We start from the raw sequence: 17,564 nt of genomic DNA, 5'->3' as shown, positions 1-17,564 counted from the left end.
GCAGGGGTCTTCCGTGAGGCGGAGCCAGAAGGCGTTTTTCCCGTATCCGGCCACACGGAAGGCGATTTTCCTGCCCGGCTGCCCAAGTTCCATCCGAAGCGCATGTGGTGGTCGGTCCGGGCTCAGATTTGGTCGTATGCGGTTGCAACAATGGTTCGGACGGGGTTTAGTCTAGGCATACAACAGCGGGAAAAATCCGCGATACATCGTAACGGGGAGCCGGATTTGCTAGATACCGGGACAAGCGACGCTTTCGTCGCGTTTGAACGCGTGCAGAAGAGCTACGATGGCGAAACACTCGTCGTCAAAGATCTCAACCTCACCATGCCGAAGGGCGAGTTCCTGACCATGCTCGGGCCCTCCGGGTCGGGCAAGACGACCTGCCTCATGATGCTGGCCGGCTTCGAGACCGCCACCCACGGGGCGATCAAGCTCGACGGGGTCAGCATCAACAACATCCCGCCGCACAAGCGCGGGATCGGCATGGTCTTCCAGAACTACGCGCTGTTTCCGCACATGACCGTCGCCGAGAACCTCGCGTTCCCGCTCGAGGTCCGCAAGATCGGCAAGTCCGAGCGCGAGAAGAAGGTGAAGCGCGCGCTCGACATGGTCGAGATGGGCGATTTCGGCGGTCGCCGCCCGGCGCAGCTTTCGGGCGGCCAGCAGCAGCGGATCGCGCTGGCGCGGGCGCTGGTGTTCGAGCCCGAGCTGGTGCTGATGGACGAGCCGCTGGGCGCGCTCGACAAGCAGCTTCGCGAGAAGATGCAGTTCGAGATCACCAACCTCGCGCATAGCCTCGGCATCACCACGGTCTACGTGACGCACGACCAGACCGAGGCGCTGACGATGTCAGACCGGGTCGCGGTCTTCGACGACGGTCGCATCCAGCAGCTCGCGCCGCCGGACGAACTCTACGAGGCGCCGAAGAACAGCTTCGTCGCGCAGTTCATCGGCGAGAACAACACGCTCGAGGGTGTCATCAAGAGCATCAGCGGCAACCGCTGCACCGTCGAGCTCGACGGGGGCGCGATGATCGACGCGATGCCGGTCAACGTGAGCCAGGTCGGCGAGCGCACCCGCGTGTCGATCCGCCCCGAGCGGGTCGAGGTGAACCCGGATCTCGGCGAGAGCGCCCATACGCTCAACGCCAAGGTGCTCGAGTTCATCTACATGGGCGACATCTTCCGCACCCGGCTCGAGGTGGCGGGCAACCGCGACTTCGTCATCAAGACCCGCAACCGGCCCGACCAGGAGCGCCTGACACCGGGGCAGGAGGTCCGTATCGGCTGGCTGCCGGAAGACTGCCGCGCGCTCGACGCGGACTAGAGACAAGATCGGCCATGCCCTTTGCCCAAGGCGGGCAGGGGGCACGGCCTGAGCAACGGGGCCGGGGTCCAGACCCGTGGTCCGTCCCCTAACCTAAACGGGTCCAAAAGGGAGTTACCTATGAAATTGACCAAGACGCTTCTGGCATCCACGGCGCTCACCGTCGCCGCTGGCGCGGTGGCGGCACAGGAGATGGCCGACAGCATGACTCTCGTTTCCTGGGGCGGCGCCTACCAGCGCAGCCAGGACGAAGCCTATGCAAAGCCCTACCTCGAGGAGCACCCCGAGGTGAGCATCTCCTGGGATGAGTCCTCGAACGAAGCCGTGGCCAAGCTGCGCGCCATGAACGAGGCGGGCAACATCACCTGGGACCTGGTCGACGTGGTCGCCGCCGACGCGATGCGCCTCTGCGACGAGGGCCTCGCGATGGAATACGATCCCGACGAACTGCTCGCCGAAGCCCCCGACGGCACCTCGGCCGAGGATGACTTCGGCGACATGATCGTCTCCGACTGCTTCATCCCGCAGATCGTCTACTCGACCACCGTGGGCTACCGCACCGACCTCGTGGGCGACACGCCCCCGACCGAGATCTGCGCGCTCTTCGACCTCGAGGCCTACCCGGGCAAGCGCTCGCTCGAGAAGCGCCCGATCAACAACATGGAGTGGGCGCTCTACTGCGACGGCGTCGCCAAGGACGAGATCTACGACGTGCTCGAGACCCCCGAGGGTCAGGACCGCGCGCTCGCCAAGCTCGACACCATCAAGGACCAGGTGGTCTGGTGGTCGGCCGGCGCCGACACGCCGCAGCTGCTTGCCGACGGCGAAGTCATCATGGGCTCGACCTACAACGGTCGTCTCTTCTCGGTGATCGAGGAGCAGGACCAGCCGGTCGACATGCTCTGGGACATGCAGGTGTTCGACCTTGACGGCTGGATCATCCCGACGGGCCTCTCGGACGAGGCGCTCGCCCGCGTGAAGGACTTCGTCTACTTCGCCACGGACACCCAGCGTCTGGCGGATCAGGCCAAGTACATCTCCTACGGTCCGGCACGCCAGTCGTCGGCGCCGCTGGTCGGTGAGCACGCCGATCTCGGCATCGAGATGGCACCGCACATGCCGACCGACCCGGAGAACGCCTCCAACACGCTGCTCTACAACTACGAGTTCTGGGCCGACTACCGCGACGATATCGACGCGAAGTTCCAGGCCTGGCTCGCGCAGTAAGCCAAGATCGGGGGCGGGCATCTGCCCGCCCCTTTCCCTTCCCGGGGCAGGGTGATCCGCTCCGGCAACGACGGCCCGAAGAGGCCGCGGAACAAGAACAACAACATCCAACGGGGACAGCATGACCGACGCCACAGGCCCGGACAAATTCGACGGCCCGACGCCAGACAACGCGCTGCGCCAGGCCGATGCGACCAGCGGCCCGATGCTGGCCGCTGACGGCACGCCACTCAAGAAGAGCCTTTCCAAGGCCCTGCGAATGCAGAAGATGCGAGCGCTGATGCTGATCGCGCCCCTGCTGATCTTCGTGCTCGTCACCTTCATCGCACCGATCGCGGACATGCTCTTCCGTTCGGTCGAGAACCAGATCGTCTCGGAGACGTTGCCGCAGACGACCGAGGTGCTCGCCGACTGGGACGGCGAGGGTCTGCCGTCGGACGCCGCCTTCGAAGCGGCCTATTACGACGTTTTCCTCGCGGCCGAGCGCAAGGAGCACACCCGGCTCGGCACGCGTCTGAACTACGAGCAGACCGGCGCCTCTTCGCTGTTCCGCAAGTCGGGCCGCGGGCTCGACGACATCGGCGAGGTCTACCAGGACCAGTTCGAGGATCTCGACGAGAACTGGGACGAGGCGGTTCCGTGGGCCGAGCTCATGGGCGACCCCGACTGGCTCTCCGAGGAACGCAGCTGGGCGGAAAGCGAAGAGGGGCGACAGCCGTCCTTCGAGCTGCGCGAGGGCATTTCCGACATCCTGCCGACGGCGGCGCGCGAATACGCGATCTTCGCCGAGGTGCAGCAGGACGAGGAAGAGAACAACCTGCTCGACGAAGAGCCCTGGTCGGCGGTGCACACCGCGCTCTACCAGGACCTCGCCGCCGGCGACATGTCCTCCTACGACGGTCCCCGCGCCGACATGCTCAAGGCCGCCGACGCGCTTGTCGACAGCCCCGACTTCGAGACGGTGTCGTTCCGCGACGGTTTCGAGGAGGTCGACGAGGACTGGTTGCAGCCGGACATCTGGCGGACGATCAAGCTCTACAGCCCGAACTATACCTCGGGCTACTTCCTGAACTCGGTCGACATGCAGCTCACGCCCGACGGCGCCGAGGCGCGCCCGGACAACGAGCGGATCTACATGCTGCTGTTCAAGCGGACGCTGTTCATGTCGCTCGTCATCACCTTCAGCTGCATCCTTCTGGGCTACCCGGTGGCCTACATCCTGTCGAACCTGCCGATGCGCACCGCCAACCTGCTGATGATCTTGGTGCTGCTGCCGTTCTGGACGTCGCTTCTGGTGCGAACGAGCGCCTGGAAGGTGATGTTGCAGCAGCAGGGGGTCATCAACGACGTGCTGGTCTGGCTGGGGCTCGTGGCGGACGACGCGCGACTGACGATGATCAACAACCAGTTCGGCACGATCGTGGCGATGACCCACATCCTGCTGCCGTTCATGATCCTGCCGATGTACTCGGTGATGTCGACGATCCCGCCGTCCTATGTCCGCGCGGCGAAATCGCTGGGGGCGACCAACTGGACGACCTTCTGGCGGGTGTATTTCCCGCAGTCGATCCCCGGCATCGGGGCGGGCTCGATCCTCGTGTTCATCCTGTCCATCGGCTACTACATCACCCCCGAGATCGTCGGCGGCACCACCGGCACGTTCATCTCGAACCGGATCGCCTACCACATCTCCTCATCGCTGAACTGGGGCCTCGCGGCCGCGCTCGGCTCGATCCTGCTGGCAGTGGTCCTGCTGCTCTACTGGGCCTACGACAAGATCGTCGGCATCGACAACGTGAAGCTGGGGTAAGGCCATGAACGAAGTGATCCTCACACCAATCGAGCAGAAACCGCTCTCCTTCACCCTGCCGGTGCTTGCGGCGGCAGGGGCCTTCGCCGGGCTCTTCGTCGGCGCCGCCAACGGCTCGAGCCTGCTCGGCATCCTCGGCGGCGCGATCGTGATGGCGGCCATCGGCTTCCTCGTGGTCAACCTGATCGGAGAGGGCGGCGAGAAAGCTGCCCGCTGGGGCATGATCGCGGTCTTCGCGCTCGTGGGCTTCCTGCTGGGGGCGGTGCCGGGCCTCGTGGTCGGCGCGCTGTTCGGCTGGTTTTTCGGCTGGTTCTCCTACTGGATCGGCTTCGGCCGTTACCGTGAGAAGCTGGTGCCCTACCTCACGCCCGGCCAGGTGCTCTGGCACTACAGCTTCCGGGTGATCTGCGGCGCGATCTTCGTGTTCCTGATCACCCCGATCCTCGTGGTGATGCCGCTCAGCTTCAACGCCGAGAACTTCTTCACCTTCACGCCCGAGATGCTGAGCTTCGATCCCGACGGCTACAGCTTGCGGCACTACCGCGACTTCCTGACCAACCCGGAATGGACCCGCGCGGTGAAGAACTCGCTGCTGATCGCCCCGGTCGCGACGCTCATCTCGGTGTCGCTCGGGACGCTGGCGGCCATCGGCCTGAGCCAGAGCCACGTTCCCGGCAAGCGCGCCATCATGGCGATCCTGATCTCGCCGATGATCGTGCCGCTGATCATCTCGGCGACCGGCATGTATTTCTTCTACTCGAAGATCGGCATCGTCGGGACCTACTGGGGCGTCGTGCTGGCCCACGCGGTGCTTGGCATCCCGTTCGTCATCATCACCGTGACCGCGACACTGGTGGGCTTCGACCGTTCCCTGACGCGGGCGGCGGCGAACATGGGGGCGAACCCGGTGACCACCTTCTTCCGGGTGCAGATGCCACTGATTCTGCCGGGCGTGATCTCGGGTGGCCTGTTCGCCTTCATCACGTCGTTCGACGAGGTGGTCGTGGTGCTGTTCATCGGCTCGGCCGAGCTGCAGACGCTGCCCTGGCAGATGTTCACCGGCCTGCGCGAGCAGATCTCGCCGACCATCCTCGCGGCTGCGACGATCCTCGTGGCGATCTCGATCCTGCTGTTGAGCACGGTCGAACTGCTGCGCCGCCGCTCCGAACGGCTGCGGGGCATGAGCCCCGGCTGAGGCTGCGGCCCGACATCGCTGAAATCATCGAACGCGGGCGGAATCTTCGCCCGCGTTCAGCATTTGGTAAGCTGCGCACGTGCATGGTCCCGGAACGTTCCGCTTTTCACTGCGCGAGGTTCCGATGTCGCAGCACGACTCCCAACTCATTTCCCAGACGCGCAACAGCGGAATGGGCGAGGTGCCCTTCGAAGACGCCAGCATGTTCTACTCGCGCACCGACGAGCGGGGCATCATCCTCGAGGGCAACAGCGTCTTCCGGCGCATTTCCGGCTTCCGCTGGGAAGAGCTCAAGGGCGCGCCGCACAAGCTCGTGCGCCATGCCGACATGCCCAAGGGCGTCTTCCACCTGTTCTGGGAGCGGCTGAAGGCCGGCAAGCAGGTCTCGGCCTACGTGAAGAACCGCACCAAGGACGGGCGTTTCTACTGGGTGCTCGCCGTGGCCTGGCCAATCCCCGGAGGCTACATCTCGGTCCGGGTGAAGCCCCATACCGAGCTGTTCCACAAGGTGCGCGACCTCTACGCCGAACTGCGAAAGTCCGAGCTCGACGACGGCACCAGTGCCGCGCGCAGCGCCGAGAAGCTGCTCGAGGCTCTGAACGACATGGGCTTCGAGAGCTACGACGCCTTCATGTCCGCGGCCCTGTCGCTCGAACTCGAGGATCGGGCAAAGCGCATCGGCGTCACGCTGGATTCCCGCCAGCAGCGTTTCCTGACGATGGTCCGCACCATCGCCCAGATCAAGCATGAGACCGACGAGATGACCGAGATCATCAAGGCGATCCGCACGGTCCCGATGAACATGCGCATCCTCGCCTCGCGGCTCGAGAATGCCGGGGGACCGATCAGTGCCATCTCGGTCAACTACGGCTCCATGCTCGACGAGATGGCCAGCTGGGTGAAGGATTTCGTCGAGGGCAAGGACAGCACCTATGTCCGGATGAAGGAAACCATCGAGCGGGGGCAGTTCCTCGTCGGGGCAGCAATCATGCAGGGCGAGATGTCGACCCTCTTCGAAGAGGACCTGAGGGGCGCACCCGACGTGACCCGCCTGAACGAGGACCGCGAGACCCTGCGGACCGAAGCCGCCTCCTTTCGAAAGCTTGCGGGCGAAGCGCTCAAGGTCGTCGAGGCCGAGGCGACCCGGCTCGGGCGCAGCGTGCTCGACATGAAGCGCTATGTCACGGGGCTCAGCTCGACCCGCATGATGTGCAAGATCGAGAGCGCGGCGCTCAACGGCTCGGGGGATTCGCTGTCGGGGATCGTTGATCAGCTGGACGCAGGGCAGGACGAGATCGAGGAACGGCTCGCGCGGATCGTCGAGCTGAACACCATCATCCAGTCGAACACCGCGATGCTGCGCGCCGTGACCTGAGACCGCGTCTCAGCCCGGCCGCAGCCCGGTCTCGACCAGCATCCCGCGGCGCTTGGCTTCGTAGTAGTAGCCCCGCGCATACCACATGATTGCGCGGTCGTGGCTGCCGTCCGACAAGAGCCACGCGCCGCGCAGGTATTTCACCCCGTACTGCAGGTTGGTATCCGCGTTCAGAAGATCCGAGGGCGCGCCCCGAAAGCCCATCGTCCGCGCGGTCTGCGGCAGGATCTGGAGCAGGCCATAGTAGGGGCCATTTCGCGCCGCCGGGTTGTGCGTGCTTTCACGGATCGCCAGCCGGTGCACCAGCCTGCGCGGCACACGGTAGTGATCGGCCCAACGGTTGATCGAGGCGCGCAGCTCCGGTGTCTCGTTGGGATGGAGCGGCGGATCGAAGCGGCCGCGGGGCGTCTCGTCCTCGGACCGGCGGCGAGCGCAGGCGGCGACGCCCCCGAGCAGGAGCATCAAGGCGGCGCGGCGGGTCGGATGGGGCATCAGAACACTCTCGTGAAGGAACCGGGCCAAGTCTAGCGTCCGGGGACCTGCATGCCTAGGCTGGCCCTCCGCGATACGCGCTTTCTTGCGCGTATCTTCCTCCTTGAAATGCGTCCCGGGGCGGATCAGGGTCGGATCATGAGCAAGACACTTCTTTCACTCGGTCACGGCTACTCGGCGCAGGCGCTCGCGCGCAGGCTCCTGCCGCAGGGCTGGACGATCTTCGGCACGACGCGCGATCCCGAGAAGGTCGACAGCCTGCGCGACGCGGGTGTCATACCGATCCTGTGGGAACGTCCGGCGATCGAGGATGCCTTGGGCGCGGCGAGCCACCTGCTTATCTCGGCCGGCCCGGGGCCGCAGGGCGACCCGGCGCTGCGCCTGTGCGACGATGCGATCCGCGAGCACGCGCGACGTCTCGACTGGGCAGGCTATCTCTCGACCACCGGCGTCTACGGCGATCACGATGGCGGCTGGGTCGACGAGACGACGCCGCTTACCCCCACGACGCACCGCGGAGAGCTGCGTCTGATGGCCGAGACGGCCTGGCGCGACATTCCGGACCTGCCGCTGCACATCTTCCGCCTCGCGGGAATCTACGGGCCCGGTCGCGGTCCCTTCGCCAAGGTCCGGCGCGGCACGGCGCGGCCCATCGTGAAGCCGGGGCAGGTGTTCTCGCGCACGCATGTCGAGGACATCGCGCAGGTGCTCGAAGCGTCGATCCGGCAGCCCAATCCCGGTGCCGCCTACAATGTGTGCGACGACCTGCCGGCCCCGCCGCAGGACGTGCTGCATTTCGCCGCCGAGCTCCTTGGGGTGACCCTCCCGCCGGAGCAGGATTTCGACGCCGCCGAGATGAGCGACATGGCGCGCAGCTTCTATGCCGAGAACAAGCGCGTCTCGAACCGGCGGATCAGGGAAGAGCTGGGCGTGAAGCTGCTTTACCCCGACTACCGGACCGGCCTGCGCGCCTTGCTCGACGCCGAAACCCGCTAGTGGGCTGCATTCCCGGAAGGGCGGTTCAGCTGCCGTTAACCGCCCCGGTCACGAGGTAGATCGCAAGCGCGCCGCCGAGGGCCAGGCCCATCGGGAAGCGTTTGCCGCTGTGCCAGCTCTTCCAGTCCGGGGCGAGGCGGCGCAGCGGTGTGTATTTGGCGATGCGATGTGTCAGGAACGCGCCGAGGATCGTCGCGGCGAGCAGGGCCATGACGAAGCGCAGGTCGCCGATATGGACGAAAGGCGCGGCCGCGGCTGCGAACTTCGCATCGCCCGCGCCCATGACGCCGCCGGCGTTGAGCGCGACGCCCGCCACAAGCACCACCAGCAGGTGCACGTAACGCCAGAGATACTGGTCGAAGGGCAGGGCCACGAGCCCGACCAGCACGAAGACGATCAGCAGGAGCAGGTTCGCCTGGTTGGTGATCCGCAACTCGCGCATGTCCGTGAAGCAGACGTAAAGGCAGATCGGCAGGACGAAAGGCGCGAACCAGAGTGCAGCAGTGGCGGATATGGACAGCATCGGGTCAGTTCGTGACGGGCCCTTCAAGGGCCGCCAGTGCCGTCGCGGCCGCTTCGAAATGCTGCGGGTGGGTCTCGATGGCGTTGCGCAGCAGCCCCTTGCCGATCTCGACATCGCCGCGCTTGATCGCCGACAGGCCCAGCGTGTGCAGCAGCTCGGCGCGTTCGACCTGCGTCATGTGCAGCACTGGAAGCGTGTAGTTGCCCTGCGCGCCGCGCGCGAGCACGAGGTTGTTCTTGGCGGTGAACATCGCCGGGTCGTGGCGCAGCGTGTCGTAGAAGAGCTTTTCGGCGCCCTGGTAGTCGCCACGGGTCAGCTTCGAATAGCCCCAGTTGTTGAGCACCGGCGCCGGTTTCGTGGTCAGGCCCACGGCGGTCTCGTAGAAGCTGTCGGCCTTTTGCCACTGCTTGTTGCTGTCGGCGATCATCGCCTCGAGACGGTAGCGCTGGTAGGTCTCGTGCGTGGGCGGGATGCCGTTGAGCACTTCCTCGGCGCGCTTCCACTCGTTGTTGCGGATGAGTGCGTCGGCGAGCGAGACGCTGTCCTCGGGGCCGGCGCCCTCATGCGCGACGACACGGGACCAGGCGGCGACCGCCTCGGTGCTGCGCTTGGCGCGGACCAGCGACTTGGCAAGACCGCGCTTCAGGTCGATACGGTCGGGGTCGAGCGTGTCGGCACGTCGGAAGTAGGCAACGGCGTCATCCGGGTCGCCGGCGGTGAGCATCACGTCGTTCAGCCCGGTGCCATCGATGGCGTTCACGCCGGCGAACTCGCGGTCGACGGCATCGGCGTCGATGGACTTGTCGCAGGCGGAAAGGCCGAAGACCCCCGCGGCGCAGAGGGTCAACAGGATGGGGTGGCGCATTTGTTGCGTCCTTTTACTGCTCTTGCCTCGTCGTCAGAAGGTCCGCCGGATCAGGTAGCTGCCGCTGCCTAGGCGCACCAACGCGTAGTCTTGTTGTTGGTCGGGATCGTAGCCCGGATTTTCGATTTTTGCGAGCGCCAAGCGCAGATTGTCGCGAATTGCGTCACTTTCGCCATTGTCGAGCGCATAGGCCCGCCGGAAGACCTCGGCGGCTTCGGCGGTCTTGCCGCGCTCCATGAGCACCACGCCGAGGTTGTTCCAGGCCTCGGCCCAGTCGGCCTCGGCCTCGACGGCCCGGCGCAGCAGGTCCTCGGCCTGGTTGAGCCGCCCGAGCGCGAGATTGGCGGAGCCGAGCGAGGTCAGGATCTCGCCGGTCAGCCCGTGCCGGCCCGCGGCGCGGGTGAAGGCTTCGAGCGCGAGCTCGTATTCGCCGGCGGCCATGAGGCGATGCCCGACGACAAGCCCGTCGACGGCCTCGCCCCTCGGGTTGATCGCGGGGGCATAGGTCCGATCGGCAGAGCCGGACCGGCCGCCCGGGGAACAGGCGGCCAGCGTGGAAAGGATCAGGCAGGCGATGAGCCCTGTGCGCATGGGGTTACTTGATGGCCATGTTTCCAAGCTGCGTGATGCTCACCACGGACGGACCCACGAGGATGATCAGAAGCGGCGGCACCGTCAGCATCATAGTGGTCAGGGTCATCTTTGTCGGCAGCTTGTTTGCCTTTTCCTCGGCGCGCATGACCCTTTTGTCACGCATCTCCGAGGCATAGATCCGCAGGGCGTCGGCGATCGAGGTGCCGAAGCTCGACGCCTGGTTGAGCACGGTAACGAAAGAGGACACGTCCTGCACGCCGCAGCGGTCGCCCATGTCGTTGAGCACGGTGGCCTTGTCCTTGCCGGCCTTCATCTCGTGGCTGATGATCTCGAACTCGTCGGCCAGCGCGGGGTAGGAGGCCCGAAGCTCCCTTGCGACGCGGACGATCGACTGGTCGAGCGACTGTCCGGCCTCGACGCAGACCAGCATCATGTCGAGCGCATCGGGGAAGCCTTCCTCGATCTGCTTCTTGCGCTCCTCGACGCGCTTGGTGATCCAGTATTTCGGTGCGAGGTAGCCGACCGCGCCGGGGCCCACGATATAGAGCAGCTTCTGCTGCATCGTGGCATCGGCGCCGTTCTTGAACATGAAGAAGTAGAGCGTGCCGAGCGCCAGCAGACCGATGCCGAGGACCATCTGCGACAGGTAGTAGATGCGCACCGCGTCGCGGGTGCGGTAGCCGGCCTGCAGCAGCCTGAGCCGGACCTCGCCCAGTTCCTCGGCGCTCTTGGGCTCGAGATACTGCGCGTATTTGTTCAGCTTCGCGTTGCGGCGGGTGTCGCGCAGGATCGCCTTGGTCTCGGCGTCGATCCGGTCGCGGCCGCTCTTGGCGAGCTTGTCCATCGGATCGGGCTTCTGTCGCAGCAGCATCGGCACGGTGGCGAGGATGAGCAGCAGGGCAAGGCCTGCGACCACCATGAGGGGGCCTGCCGGTCCGAGCATGTTGGTGATCATCGTGTTCAGTGTGTCGAGCATGGTCGGTGTCCTCTCAGACCTTGATGTTCACGAGCATCCGCATGACGAGCAGGTTCAGCGCCAGGAAGATGGCCACGATGAAGCACGCCGGAATGAACCAGGGGTGGTCGATGACCTCGTCGTAGTAATGCGGGTCGGTCACCTGGATGATGAGCAGCACGCCGACCGGGAAGCCCGAGAGGAACTTGCCCGACCACTGCGCTTCGGCGGTGATCGCCTTGACCCGGCGGAACAGGCGGAAGCGGGCCCGGATCACCTTGGCGAGCCCCTCGAGGATCTCGGCCAGGTTGCCGCCCGACTGCTGCTGGATCGACACCGCGACGGCGAGGAAGCGAAGATCCTGCATGTCGAGCCGTTCGGCCATGTGCTTGAGGCTCTCGCCGATGTCGCGGCCATAGGTGGATTCGTCCGAGATGACCCCGAACTCGGTGGCCAGCGGGTCCTTGATCTCGCGCGAGACGACCGAAATCGCCGAGCTGAACGGGTGGCCGACGCGGAGGCTACGCACCATCAGCTCGACCGCATCGGGCAGCTGTTCCTCGATCAGCGCGAGCCGCTTCTTGGCCTTGCCGTTGACCCACATGAAGACGCCGCCGATGCCCATGCCGACGCCGATCACCGCGCGCACCGGCAGGCTGGCCTCGGTCCCGATGGTAAGTGCCATGAAGGCGAAGACGCTGACGCCGACCATCATCAGGATGAGCTGGTTCGGGGTAAAGGCGATGGCGGCCTTCTGCGCTCGGTCGGCAAGGATCGAGTAGAGCGGGATGCCACGGTTCTCGAGATGCTGGTCCATCTCCTTGCGGAGCTTGGCGAGCACCTCTTCGCGGCTGGTGGTCTTCTCGAGCATCTCCAGCCGCCGGTTCACCCGGCTGTTGAGGCTGATCGACTTGCCGAAGGCCACGAGGTAGACGCCCTCGACGAGGACGAGCACGCCCACGAAGATCAGGCCGTATATGATCAGTTCTGCGGACAGCATGGCGGGTTACTCCGGGCGGAAGGGTTCGTAGATCGACGGCGGGATGTCGAAGCCCCACATCTTGAAGCGCTCCGAGAAGTGGCTGCGCACGCCGGTCGCGGTGAAATGCCCGATGATCTTGTTCTCGGGGGTGAGGCCGACGCGCTGGAAGCGGAAGATCTCCTGCATCGAGATGACGTCGCCCTCCATGCCGGTGATCTCGGTGATCGAGGTCATCCGGCGCGAGCCGTCCTGCAGACGGCTGGCCTGCACGATGAGGTTCACCGCCGAGGAAATCTGGCTGCGCATCGCCTTGAGCGGCATCTCGACACCGGACATGGCGATCATGTTCTCCATCCGGCTGATGCCGTCGCGCGGGTTGTTGGCGTGGATCGTGGTCATCGAGCCGTCGTGGCCGGTGTTCATGGCCTGCAACATGTCGATGACCTCTTCGCCGCGGGTCTCGCCGACGATGATCCGGTCGGGGCGCATCCGCAGCGCGTTCTTGAGACAGTCGCGCGGGGTGACGGCACCCTTGCCCTCGACGTTGGGCGGGCGGCTTTCCATCCGGCCGACATGGGTCTGCTGCAGTTGAAGTTCCGCCGTGTCCTCGATGGTCAGGATGCGTTCGCTGTCGTCGATGAAGGACGACAGCGCATTGAGCGTGGTCGTCTTGCCCGAGCCGGTGCCGCCCGAGACGATCACGTTGAGCCGGGTGGCGACGGCGGCCTGCAGGTAGACGGCCATTTCCTCGGTGAAGGCGCCGAACTGGATCAGGTCGTCGATCGACAGCTTGTCCTTCTTGAACTTCCGGATCGAGACGAGCGAGCCGTCGACCGCGATCGGCGGCACCATGGCGTTGAAGCGCGAGCCGTCGGCAAGGCGGGCGTCGACGTATGGATTGGATTCGTCGACCCGACGACCCACGGCCGAGACGATCTTGTCGATGATCCGCATGAGGTGGCGTTCGTCCTTGAACACCACGTCCGACATCTGCAGCTTGCCCGAGCGTTCCACGAAGATCTGGTGCGGGCCGTTGACCAGGATATCCGACACCGTGTCGTCCTGCAGCAGCGTTTCGAGCGGGCCGAGGCCCTTCACCTCGTCGTAGAGCTCCTGGTTGAGGGTGGTGCGCTCCTCTCGGTTCAGCACCACGCCCTTTTCCTGCAGCGTCTCGGCGACGATGGCGCTGATCTCGTCGCGCAGCTCGCGCTCGCTGGCCTGGTCGATGGCGGCAAGGTTGAGGTTGTCGAGAAGCGCCCGGTGAAGCTCGAGCTTGATTTCGCCGAGACGCTCCTTGCGTTTGCGCTCCTTGTCCTGCGGCACAGCCTCGGCGGGGCGCACCGGCTTGGGCTTGCGCATGCTGGCGGGTTTCGGCGCGGCCTCGGGCCGGGGCGCCTCGGTCACGGCTGCGGCGACCGGTGTTGCGTCTTTCGCCGAGGGTTTCTTGTAGCGGGAGAACATCTCTCAGGCTCCTTCTCAGGCGGCTTGGGCTTCGGTCAGACCGATCGCGTGCAACTCGGAGGCCAGCTTGACGAGCTCCTTCCGCAGCGGGTTCTTCGGCGCCTGCTCGGCCATCGGAACGCCGTGGTCGCCCGACAGCGCCACCGGCTTGCCGCCGTCGGACAGCTGCAGCGTCAGGGAAATGCCGAGGCTCTCGGCCATCCGCTTGGCACGGCTCTTGCCCTGCAGGTCGGTGAACTTCGGCGCGCGGTTGAGGGCGAAGCGGATCTTGTCGAAGGGCAGCTCTTCGGCCAGCAGCGCGCGCTTGAGCCGCAGCGCGTTCTGCGCCGACCGCATGTCCAACTCGAGCATCGCGAAGTAGACCTGCGCCTCGAGCAGGACGGTCTCGGTCCATTGCACCAGCGTCCTGGGCATGTCGACGATGACGTAGTCGAAGTGTTCGCGTGCCACGTTCAGCACGGCCTTGATGTCCTGCGGAGTCAGCAGGTCCATCGGGATCACGTCGGCGGGGGAGGTCAGCACGTGCAGCTTCTCGCCGTAGGTCACCAGCGCCTGCCCGAAGCTGTCGCCGTCCATCGCCTCGGTGTCGCCCAGAAGCTCAAGGACCGCCTCGCGGCGGGGCAGGTCGAGATAGGTCGCGACCGAGCCGAACTGCAGGTCGAAATCGAGCAGGCAGACGCGGGGCGCCTTGTCCTTGCCGACATTGGCAAGCTCCCACGCGAGGTTGACCGCGAGGGTCGTCGCCCCGCAGCCGCCCGACAGGCCTTGCACCGCGATCAGCACGCCGTCGCCGCCACCCGAAAGCCGCACGCCCTCTTTTGCCTTCGTGGGCTCTTCGGCCGGAGCGGAGAGCCGGCGCAGCCGGTCGACGGCGGCACGCAACTCTCCTTCGGGCAGCGGGTAGGGGACGAATTCGTCGGCACCGCGCCGAAGAAGCTGGTGCAACGCGGCGGGTGTGACATCCTCTGCGATCAGCACGACCTTGATGTCGCGCGCCTTGGCAGCCGAGATCACTTCGGACAGAAGCCCGATCGCCTGTTCGTCGTCCTCGTCGATGGCAAGCGCGATGAACTCCAGCATCCGGGCATCGGGCTGGTTGAGAAAGGCCAGCGCCTCGCCGAAGCCGAGGTCACCCCAGCCCTCGCCCAGCAGATCCTCCATGTCCTCGATGAGAAGGTCGAAGTTCTGCACGTTCCGGCTGACCGTGCAGGCCACGATGGGACTGGGATCATTGTGCAGCGCTGTCGTGCTCGTCATTGCCTCTCATCCTTCGCTCTTTGGGGAGACACCCCAGGGGCAAAGGGAAAGGCTGATCCATCAGGCTTTTACCCGCTGCCGGGGGCGTGTCCGGTCCGAGTCGGGCTCGGCGCGGATCTCCCGTCAGGGGGCAGAGTCGCCGCGAAACAGGGCAACATTGGGGCCGAAAAATCGTAATTGTACGGAATTGCCGGACGATGCCGGGCGCCGGCGACGGGACGGCTCCGGGTCAGGAGCCGCCCGGAGCGTTCGCCTGGTCAAGTGTCGAGACCGGCTGCGCACTGCGGATGTATTCGCGATAGATGACGGCGGCATACTGGCCGTCGAGCACCTGGCCCCGGCCTTTCACGAAGCCCGAAACCTCGGTCACCGTGCGCCGGTTCTGGCGCTCGCGGTTGTCGGTGGGAATCAGCGGCTGGGTTTCCCCGTAGGAGACGACCGCCTCGAGGCGACTGCGGGAAATCCCCTGCGACGCGAGATAGGCCACCACCGCCTGCGCCCGCGCCATGCCGAGCCGCTTGTTGTAGGCCGCCGAACCGACGAGGTCGGTGTGACCGTAGACGCGGAAGCGCACCTCGGGGAACTGCCGGATCCAGTTGGCCTGCTCGGCCAGGATGGCCCGCGCGTTCGTATCGAGCTGAGCGCTGTTGAAGGCGAAGGTCACCATCGACGGCACCTCGGCCGCGAACCGCTTGCCCAGGTTCAGGACATAGGCGTCATGGTTCTTCATGACCTGCGAGTTGGTCATCGTGGCGTTGCCGAAATCACCGTTGTCGGTGATCGAGCCGGCCTCGTCCCAGAACTGGCCGCGCACCGGGTCGTTGCCGACCCCGGCACAGGCGGTGAGCAGGCAGAGGCCGCAGGCGGCTGCGCCAAGTCGTTTCATTCTTCTGCGCCCCTGCATCGTCTCAGTCCATCACGTAGCCATAAGAGCCGGTGAAATCCTGCTTGGCAACCTCGGCTGCCCCGCCGGATGTCGGCCTGCTGGTGTCCGACGCGGTGCGGCCGTAGAGGAACAGGTCCTTCTCGGACGGCGGGCGCACGCGGTCGGTCGGCAGCGCCAGCGCCTCGCCCCGGGTGGGGGTCACGAGGTGCGGCGTCACGATGATGACCAGCTCGGACTGCTCGCGCTGGTATTCGGCGCTGCGGAACAGCGCGCCGAGCACGGGGATGTCGCCGAGCCACGGCACCTGGCCGTTGAGATCGCGGAAGTCGTCCTGCAGCAGGCCGGCCACGGCGAAGCTCTCGCCGTCACGCATCTCGACGGTGGTCGAGATCTCGCGGCGCCGGAAGGCATCGACGCTGATCGAGTCGAGCACAACGCCGTTCGCGCTGTCGATGGATGACACGGCGCCCGACAGCTCGAGATTGATGAGGTCGCCGTCGATGACTCGCGGGATGAAGTTGAGCTGCACGCCGAAGGGCTTGTATTCGACGCTGATGCCGCCATCGCCCTGCGACACCGGAATCGGGTATTCGCCACCGGCGAGGAATTTCGCCTCCTGCCCGGACAGGGCGGTCAGGTTCGGCTCGGCCAGCGTGCGCGACACGCCCTTGCTCTCGAGCGCCTCGAGCAGGATGCCGACCTCGAGGTTGCCGGCGCCGAAACCGATCAGCGTGGCGCCCTGGTCGTCGCCGGAAACCTCGACGGGGTTGCCCAGGCCGTTGTTGCCGCTGAGCCAGGTCCCGGTCTCGGTGGCAAGGTCGACGTCGTCGCCGAAGATCGTGCCGCCAAGCGCGATGGAGGACCGGAGCGCCTTGGCCACCGAGCGCTGCATCTCGGCGAAGCGGACCTTGAGCATCACCTGCTGCACGCCACCCACGACCATCAGGTTCGAGACCCGCTCGGGGGCGTAGCGCTGCGCCAGATCGAGCGCGCGCTGCAGCTTCTGGGCGCTCGAGACCGTGCCGGACAGCACGATGCCGTCGTTGGCGGTGCGCACCTCGATCCGCTCGTTGGGCAGGATCTGGCGCAGGCGCTCCTTGAACTCGGTGACATCGGCGGCGACGCGCACGTCGACATTGGTGATGAGCCGCCCGTTGGCGTCGAGGATGGTGAGCGTGGTCATGCCGGGCGTCTTGCCCAGCACGTAGATCGTCCGCTCGGAGAGCGAGGAGATGTCGGCGATCGCGGGGTTGGCGATCGACAGCTCCGCGAAGGGGGTATCGCTTTCGACGACGACCGCGCGGTTCATCGGAACGCTCAGCACGCTCTCGGTGCCGGTGCGGACAACTCGCAAATTATCGGCCTGGGCGGTGAGCGCGACAGGGCTCAGAGCCAGGCCCAGCCCGAGCAGGGCTGCCTTGATGCACTTGTCAAATGTCATGCGATCTGCCTTCTGATCACGCCTCGAGATGCAGGTCTTGTGCGCCCGCTCTTCGCGGCAGTCTGCGACGCTTTCCATTTCAAAGCAATAATCAAGGCCTTCGGGCCCGAAGGCGATGTGGATATCCCGCAACATGCCCTGTCGCGGGACGGGGGCGCATGAAGCGCGCCCCGGGCACT

16 protein-coding genes are annotated in these 17,564 nt (G+C 65.7%); 6 read left to right on the top strand and 10 right to left on the bottom strand.

Annotated features, from left to right (window positions below):
* Positions 1 to 225: 225 nt before the first annotated feature.
* The 5 genes from D6860_RS04940 to D6860_RS04920 all read left to right on the top strand — a co-directional run bounded on the left by D6860_RS04940 (position 226) and on the right by D6860_RS04920 (position 6,933).
* The gene (locus D6860_RS04940; protein WP_076622421.1) at positions 226 to 1,326 is read left to right on the top strand and encodes an ABC transporter ATP-binding protein; all 1,101 of its coding nucleotides are present in this window, start codon (positions 226 to 228) and stop codon (positions 1,324 to 1,326) included.
* 120 nt (positions 1,327 to 1,446) lie between these two features.
* On the top strand, positions 1,447 to 2,553 hold the full coding sequence (locus D6860_RS04935; RefSeq protein ID WP_076622420.1) for an extracellular solute-binding protein: 1,107 nt from the start codon (positions 1,447 to 1,449) through the stop codon (positions 2,551 to 2,553).
* 121 nt (positions 2,554 to 2,674) lie between these two features.
* Positions 2,675 to 4,363 carry an ABC transporter permease gene (locus tag D6860_RS04930; protein ID WP_083697743.1) on the top strand — a complete coding sequence of 563 codons (1,689 nt, stop codon included), beginning with the start codon at positions 2,675 to 2,677 and terminating at the stop codon, positions 4,361 to 4,363.
* A 4-nt stretch (positions 4,364 to 4,367) separates the two neighbouring features.
* Positions 4,368 to 5,558, top strand: a complete 1,191-nt coding sequence (locus tag D6860_RS04925) for an ABC transporter permease (protein ID WP_076622419.1) — start codon at positions 4,368 to 4,370, stop codon at positions 5,556 to 5,558.
* Between the two features lie 124 nt (positions 5,559 to 5,682).
* Positions 5,683 to 6,933: a PAS domain-containing protein gene (locus D6860_RS04920; protein ID WP_076622418.1), complete on the top strand. Its 1,251-nt coding sequence runs from the start codon at positions 5,683 to 5,685 to the stop codon at positions 6,931 to 6,933.
* Between the two features lie 9 nt (positions 6,934 to 6,942).
* Here the strand turns inward: D6860_RS04920 and D6860_RS04915 are convergent, their stop codons facing one another.
* Complete coding sequence (locus D6860_RS04915) at positions 6,943 to 7,425, bottom strand: transglycosylase SLT domain-containing protein (protein WP_017467580.1); 483 nt, start codon at positions 7,423 to 7,425, stop codon at positions 6,943 to 6,945.
* A gap of 138 nt (positions 7,426 to 7,563) precedes the next feature.
* Between D6860_RS04915 and D6860_RS04910 the strand changes: the two genes are divergently transcribed.
* Positions 7,564 to 8,421, top strand: a complete 858-nt coding sequence (locus D6860_RS04910) for an SDR family oxidoreductase (RefSeq protein ID WP_076622417.1) — start codon at positions 7,564 to 7,566, stop codon at positions 8,419 to 8,421.
* Positions 8,422 to 8,446: 25 nt separating this feature from the next.
* On the opposite strand, the gene D6860_RS04905 is transcribed toward D6860_RS04910, so the two are convergent.
* From D6860_RS04905 to D6860_RS04865, 9 genes are all read right to left on the bottom strand, one after another.
* On the bottom strand, positions 8,447 to 8,944 hold the full coding sequence (locus D6860_RS04905; protein WP_076622416.1) for a prepilin peptidase: 498 nt from the start codon (positions 8,942 to 8,944) through the stop codon (positions 8,447 to 8,449).
* Between the two features lie 4 nt (positions 8,945 to 8,948).
* Positions 8,949 to 9,809: a tetratricopeptide repeat protein gene (locus D6860_RS04900; protein ID WP_076622415.1), complete on the bottom strand. Its 861-nt coding sequence runs from the start codon at positions 9,807 to 9,809 to the stop codon at positions 8,949 to 8,951.
* 33 nt (positions 9,810 to 9,842) lie between these two features.
* Positions 9,843 to 10,400, bottom strand: coding sequence for a tetratricopeptide repeat protein (locus tag D6860_RS04895; protein WP_076622414.1), 558 nt, complete (start codon positions 10,398 to 10,400; stop codon positions 9,843 to 9,845).
* Positions 10,401 to 10,404: 4 nt separating this feature from the next.
* Positions 10,405 to 11,379 carry a type II secretion system F family protein gene (locus D6860_RS04890; protein WP_076622413.1) on the bottom strand — a complete coding sequence of 325 codons (975 nt, stop codon included), beginning with the start codon at positions 11,377 to 11,379 and terminating at the stop codon, positions 10,405 to 10,407.
* A 13-nt stretch (positions 11,380 to 11,392) separates the two neighbouring features.
* Entirely contained in the window at positions 11,393 to 12,358 is a 966-nt protein-coding gene (locus tag D6860_RS04885; RefSeq protein WP_017467096.1) for a type II secretion system F family protein, read from the bottom strand.
* Between the two features lie 6 nt (positions 12,359 to 12,364).
* On the bottom strand, positions 12,365 to 13,801 hold the full coding sequence (locus D6860_RS04880) for a CpaF family protein (protein WP_017467097.1): 1,437 nt from the start codon (positions 13,799 to 13,801) through the stop codon (positions 12,365 to 12,367).
* A 15-nt stretch (positions 13,802 to 13,816) separates the two neighbouring features.
* Positions 13,817 to 15,058, bottom strand: coding sequence for a CpaE/TadZ family protein (locus tag D6860_RS04875; protein WP_076622412.1), 1,242 nt, complete (start codon positions 15,056 to 15,058; stop codon positions 13,817 to 13,819).
* A gap of 229 nt (positions 15,059 to 15,287) precedes the next feature.
* Positions 15,288 to 15,944 (bottom strand): OmpA family protein, encoded by a 657-nt coding sequence (locus D6860_RS04870; protein ID WP_076622411.1) that lies wholly within the window; start codon positions 15,942 to 15,944, stop codon positions 15,288 to 15,290.
* A 22-nt stretch (positions 15,945 to 15,966) separates the two neighbouring features.
* Positions 15,967 to 17,385 carry a type II and III secretion system protein family protein gene (locus tag D6860_RS04865; protein ID WP_076625246.1) on the bottom strand — a complete coding sequence of 473 codons (1,419 nt, stop codon included), beginning with the start codon at positions 17,383 to 17,385 and terminating at the stop codon, positions 15,967 to 15,969.
* Positions 17,386 to 17,564: the final 179 nt, after the last annotated feature.

Origin of the sequence: Salipiger sp. D13 (genome assembly GCF_003703915.1) — a bacterium.
GTDB classification, from domain to species: Bacteria; Pseudomonadota; Alphaproteobacteria; order Rhodobacterales; family Rhodobacteraceae; genus Salipiger; species Salipiger profundus.
Note: the sequence above shows the minus strand (reverse complement) of the source record. Positions and strands in the feature narration are given on the sequence as shown.

Excerpts from the sequence above, each read along its gene's own strand:
- D6860_RS04930 (WP_083697743.1), top strand. The coding sequence starts at position 2,675 with ATGACCGACGCCACAGGCCCGGACAAATTCGACGGCCCGACGCCAGAC.
- D6860_RS04900 (WP_076622415.1), bottom strand. The coding sequence starts at position 9,809 with ATGCGCCACCCCATCCTGTTGACCCTCTGCGCCGCGGGGGTCTTCGGC.
- D6860_RS04920 (WP_076622418.1), top strand. The coding sequence starts at position 5,683 with ATGTCGCAGCACGACTCCCAACTCATTTCCCAGACGCGCAACAGCGGA.
- D6860_RS04895 (WP_076622414.1), bottom strand. The coding sequence starts at position 10,400 with ATGCGCACAGGGCTCATCGCCTGCCTGATCCTTTCCACGCTGGCCGCC.
- D6860_RS04910 (WP_076622417.1), top strand. The coding sequence starts at position 7,564 with ATGAGCAAGACACTTCTTTCACTCGGTCACGGCTACTCGGCGCAGGCG.
- D6860_RS04915 (WP_017467580.1), bottom strand. The coding sequence starts at position 7,425 with ATGCCCCATCCGACCCGCCGCGCCGCCTTGATGCTCCTGCTCGGGGGC.
- D6860_RS04890 (WP_076622413.1), bottom strand. The coding sequence starts at position 11,379 with ATGCTCGACACACTGAACACGATGATCACCAACATGCTCGGACCGGCA.
- D6860_RS04935 (WP_076622420.1), top strand. The coding sequence starts at position 1,447 with ATGAAATTGACCAAGACGCTTCTGGCATCCACGGCGCTCACCGTCGCC.
- D6860_RS04870 (WP_076622411.1), bottom strand. The coding sequence starts at position 15,944 with ATGAAACGACTTGGCGCAGCCGCCTGCGGCCTCTGCCTGCTCACCGCC.
- D6860_RS04905 (WP_076622416.1), bottom strand. The coding sequence starts at position 8,944 with ATGCTGTCCATATCCGCCACTGCTGCACTCTGGTTCGCGCCTTTCGTC.
- D6860_RS04885 (WP_017467096.1), bottom strand. The coding sequence starts at position 12,358 with ATGCTGTCCGCAGAACTGATCATATACGGCCTGATCTTCGTGGGCGTG.
- D6860_RS04875 (WP_076622412.1), bottom strand. The coding sequence starts at position 15,058 with ATGACGAGCACGACAGCGCTGCACAATGATCCCAGTCCCATCGTGGCC.
- D6860_RS04925 (WP_076622419.1), top strand. The coding sequence starts at position 4,368 with ATGAACGAAGTGATCCTCACACCAATCGAGCAGAAACCGCTCTCCTTC.
- D6860_RS04880 (WP_017467097.1), bottom strand. The coding sequence starts at position 13,801 with ATGTTCTCCCGCTACAAGAAACCCTCGGCGAAAGACGCAACACCGGTC.
- D6860_RS04865 (WP_076625246.1), bottom strand. The coding sequence starts at position 17,385 with ATGACATTTGACAAGTGCATCAAGGCAGCCCTGCTCGGGCTGGGCCTG.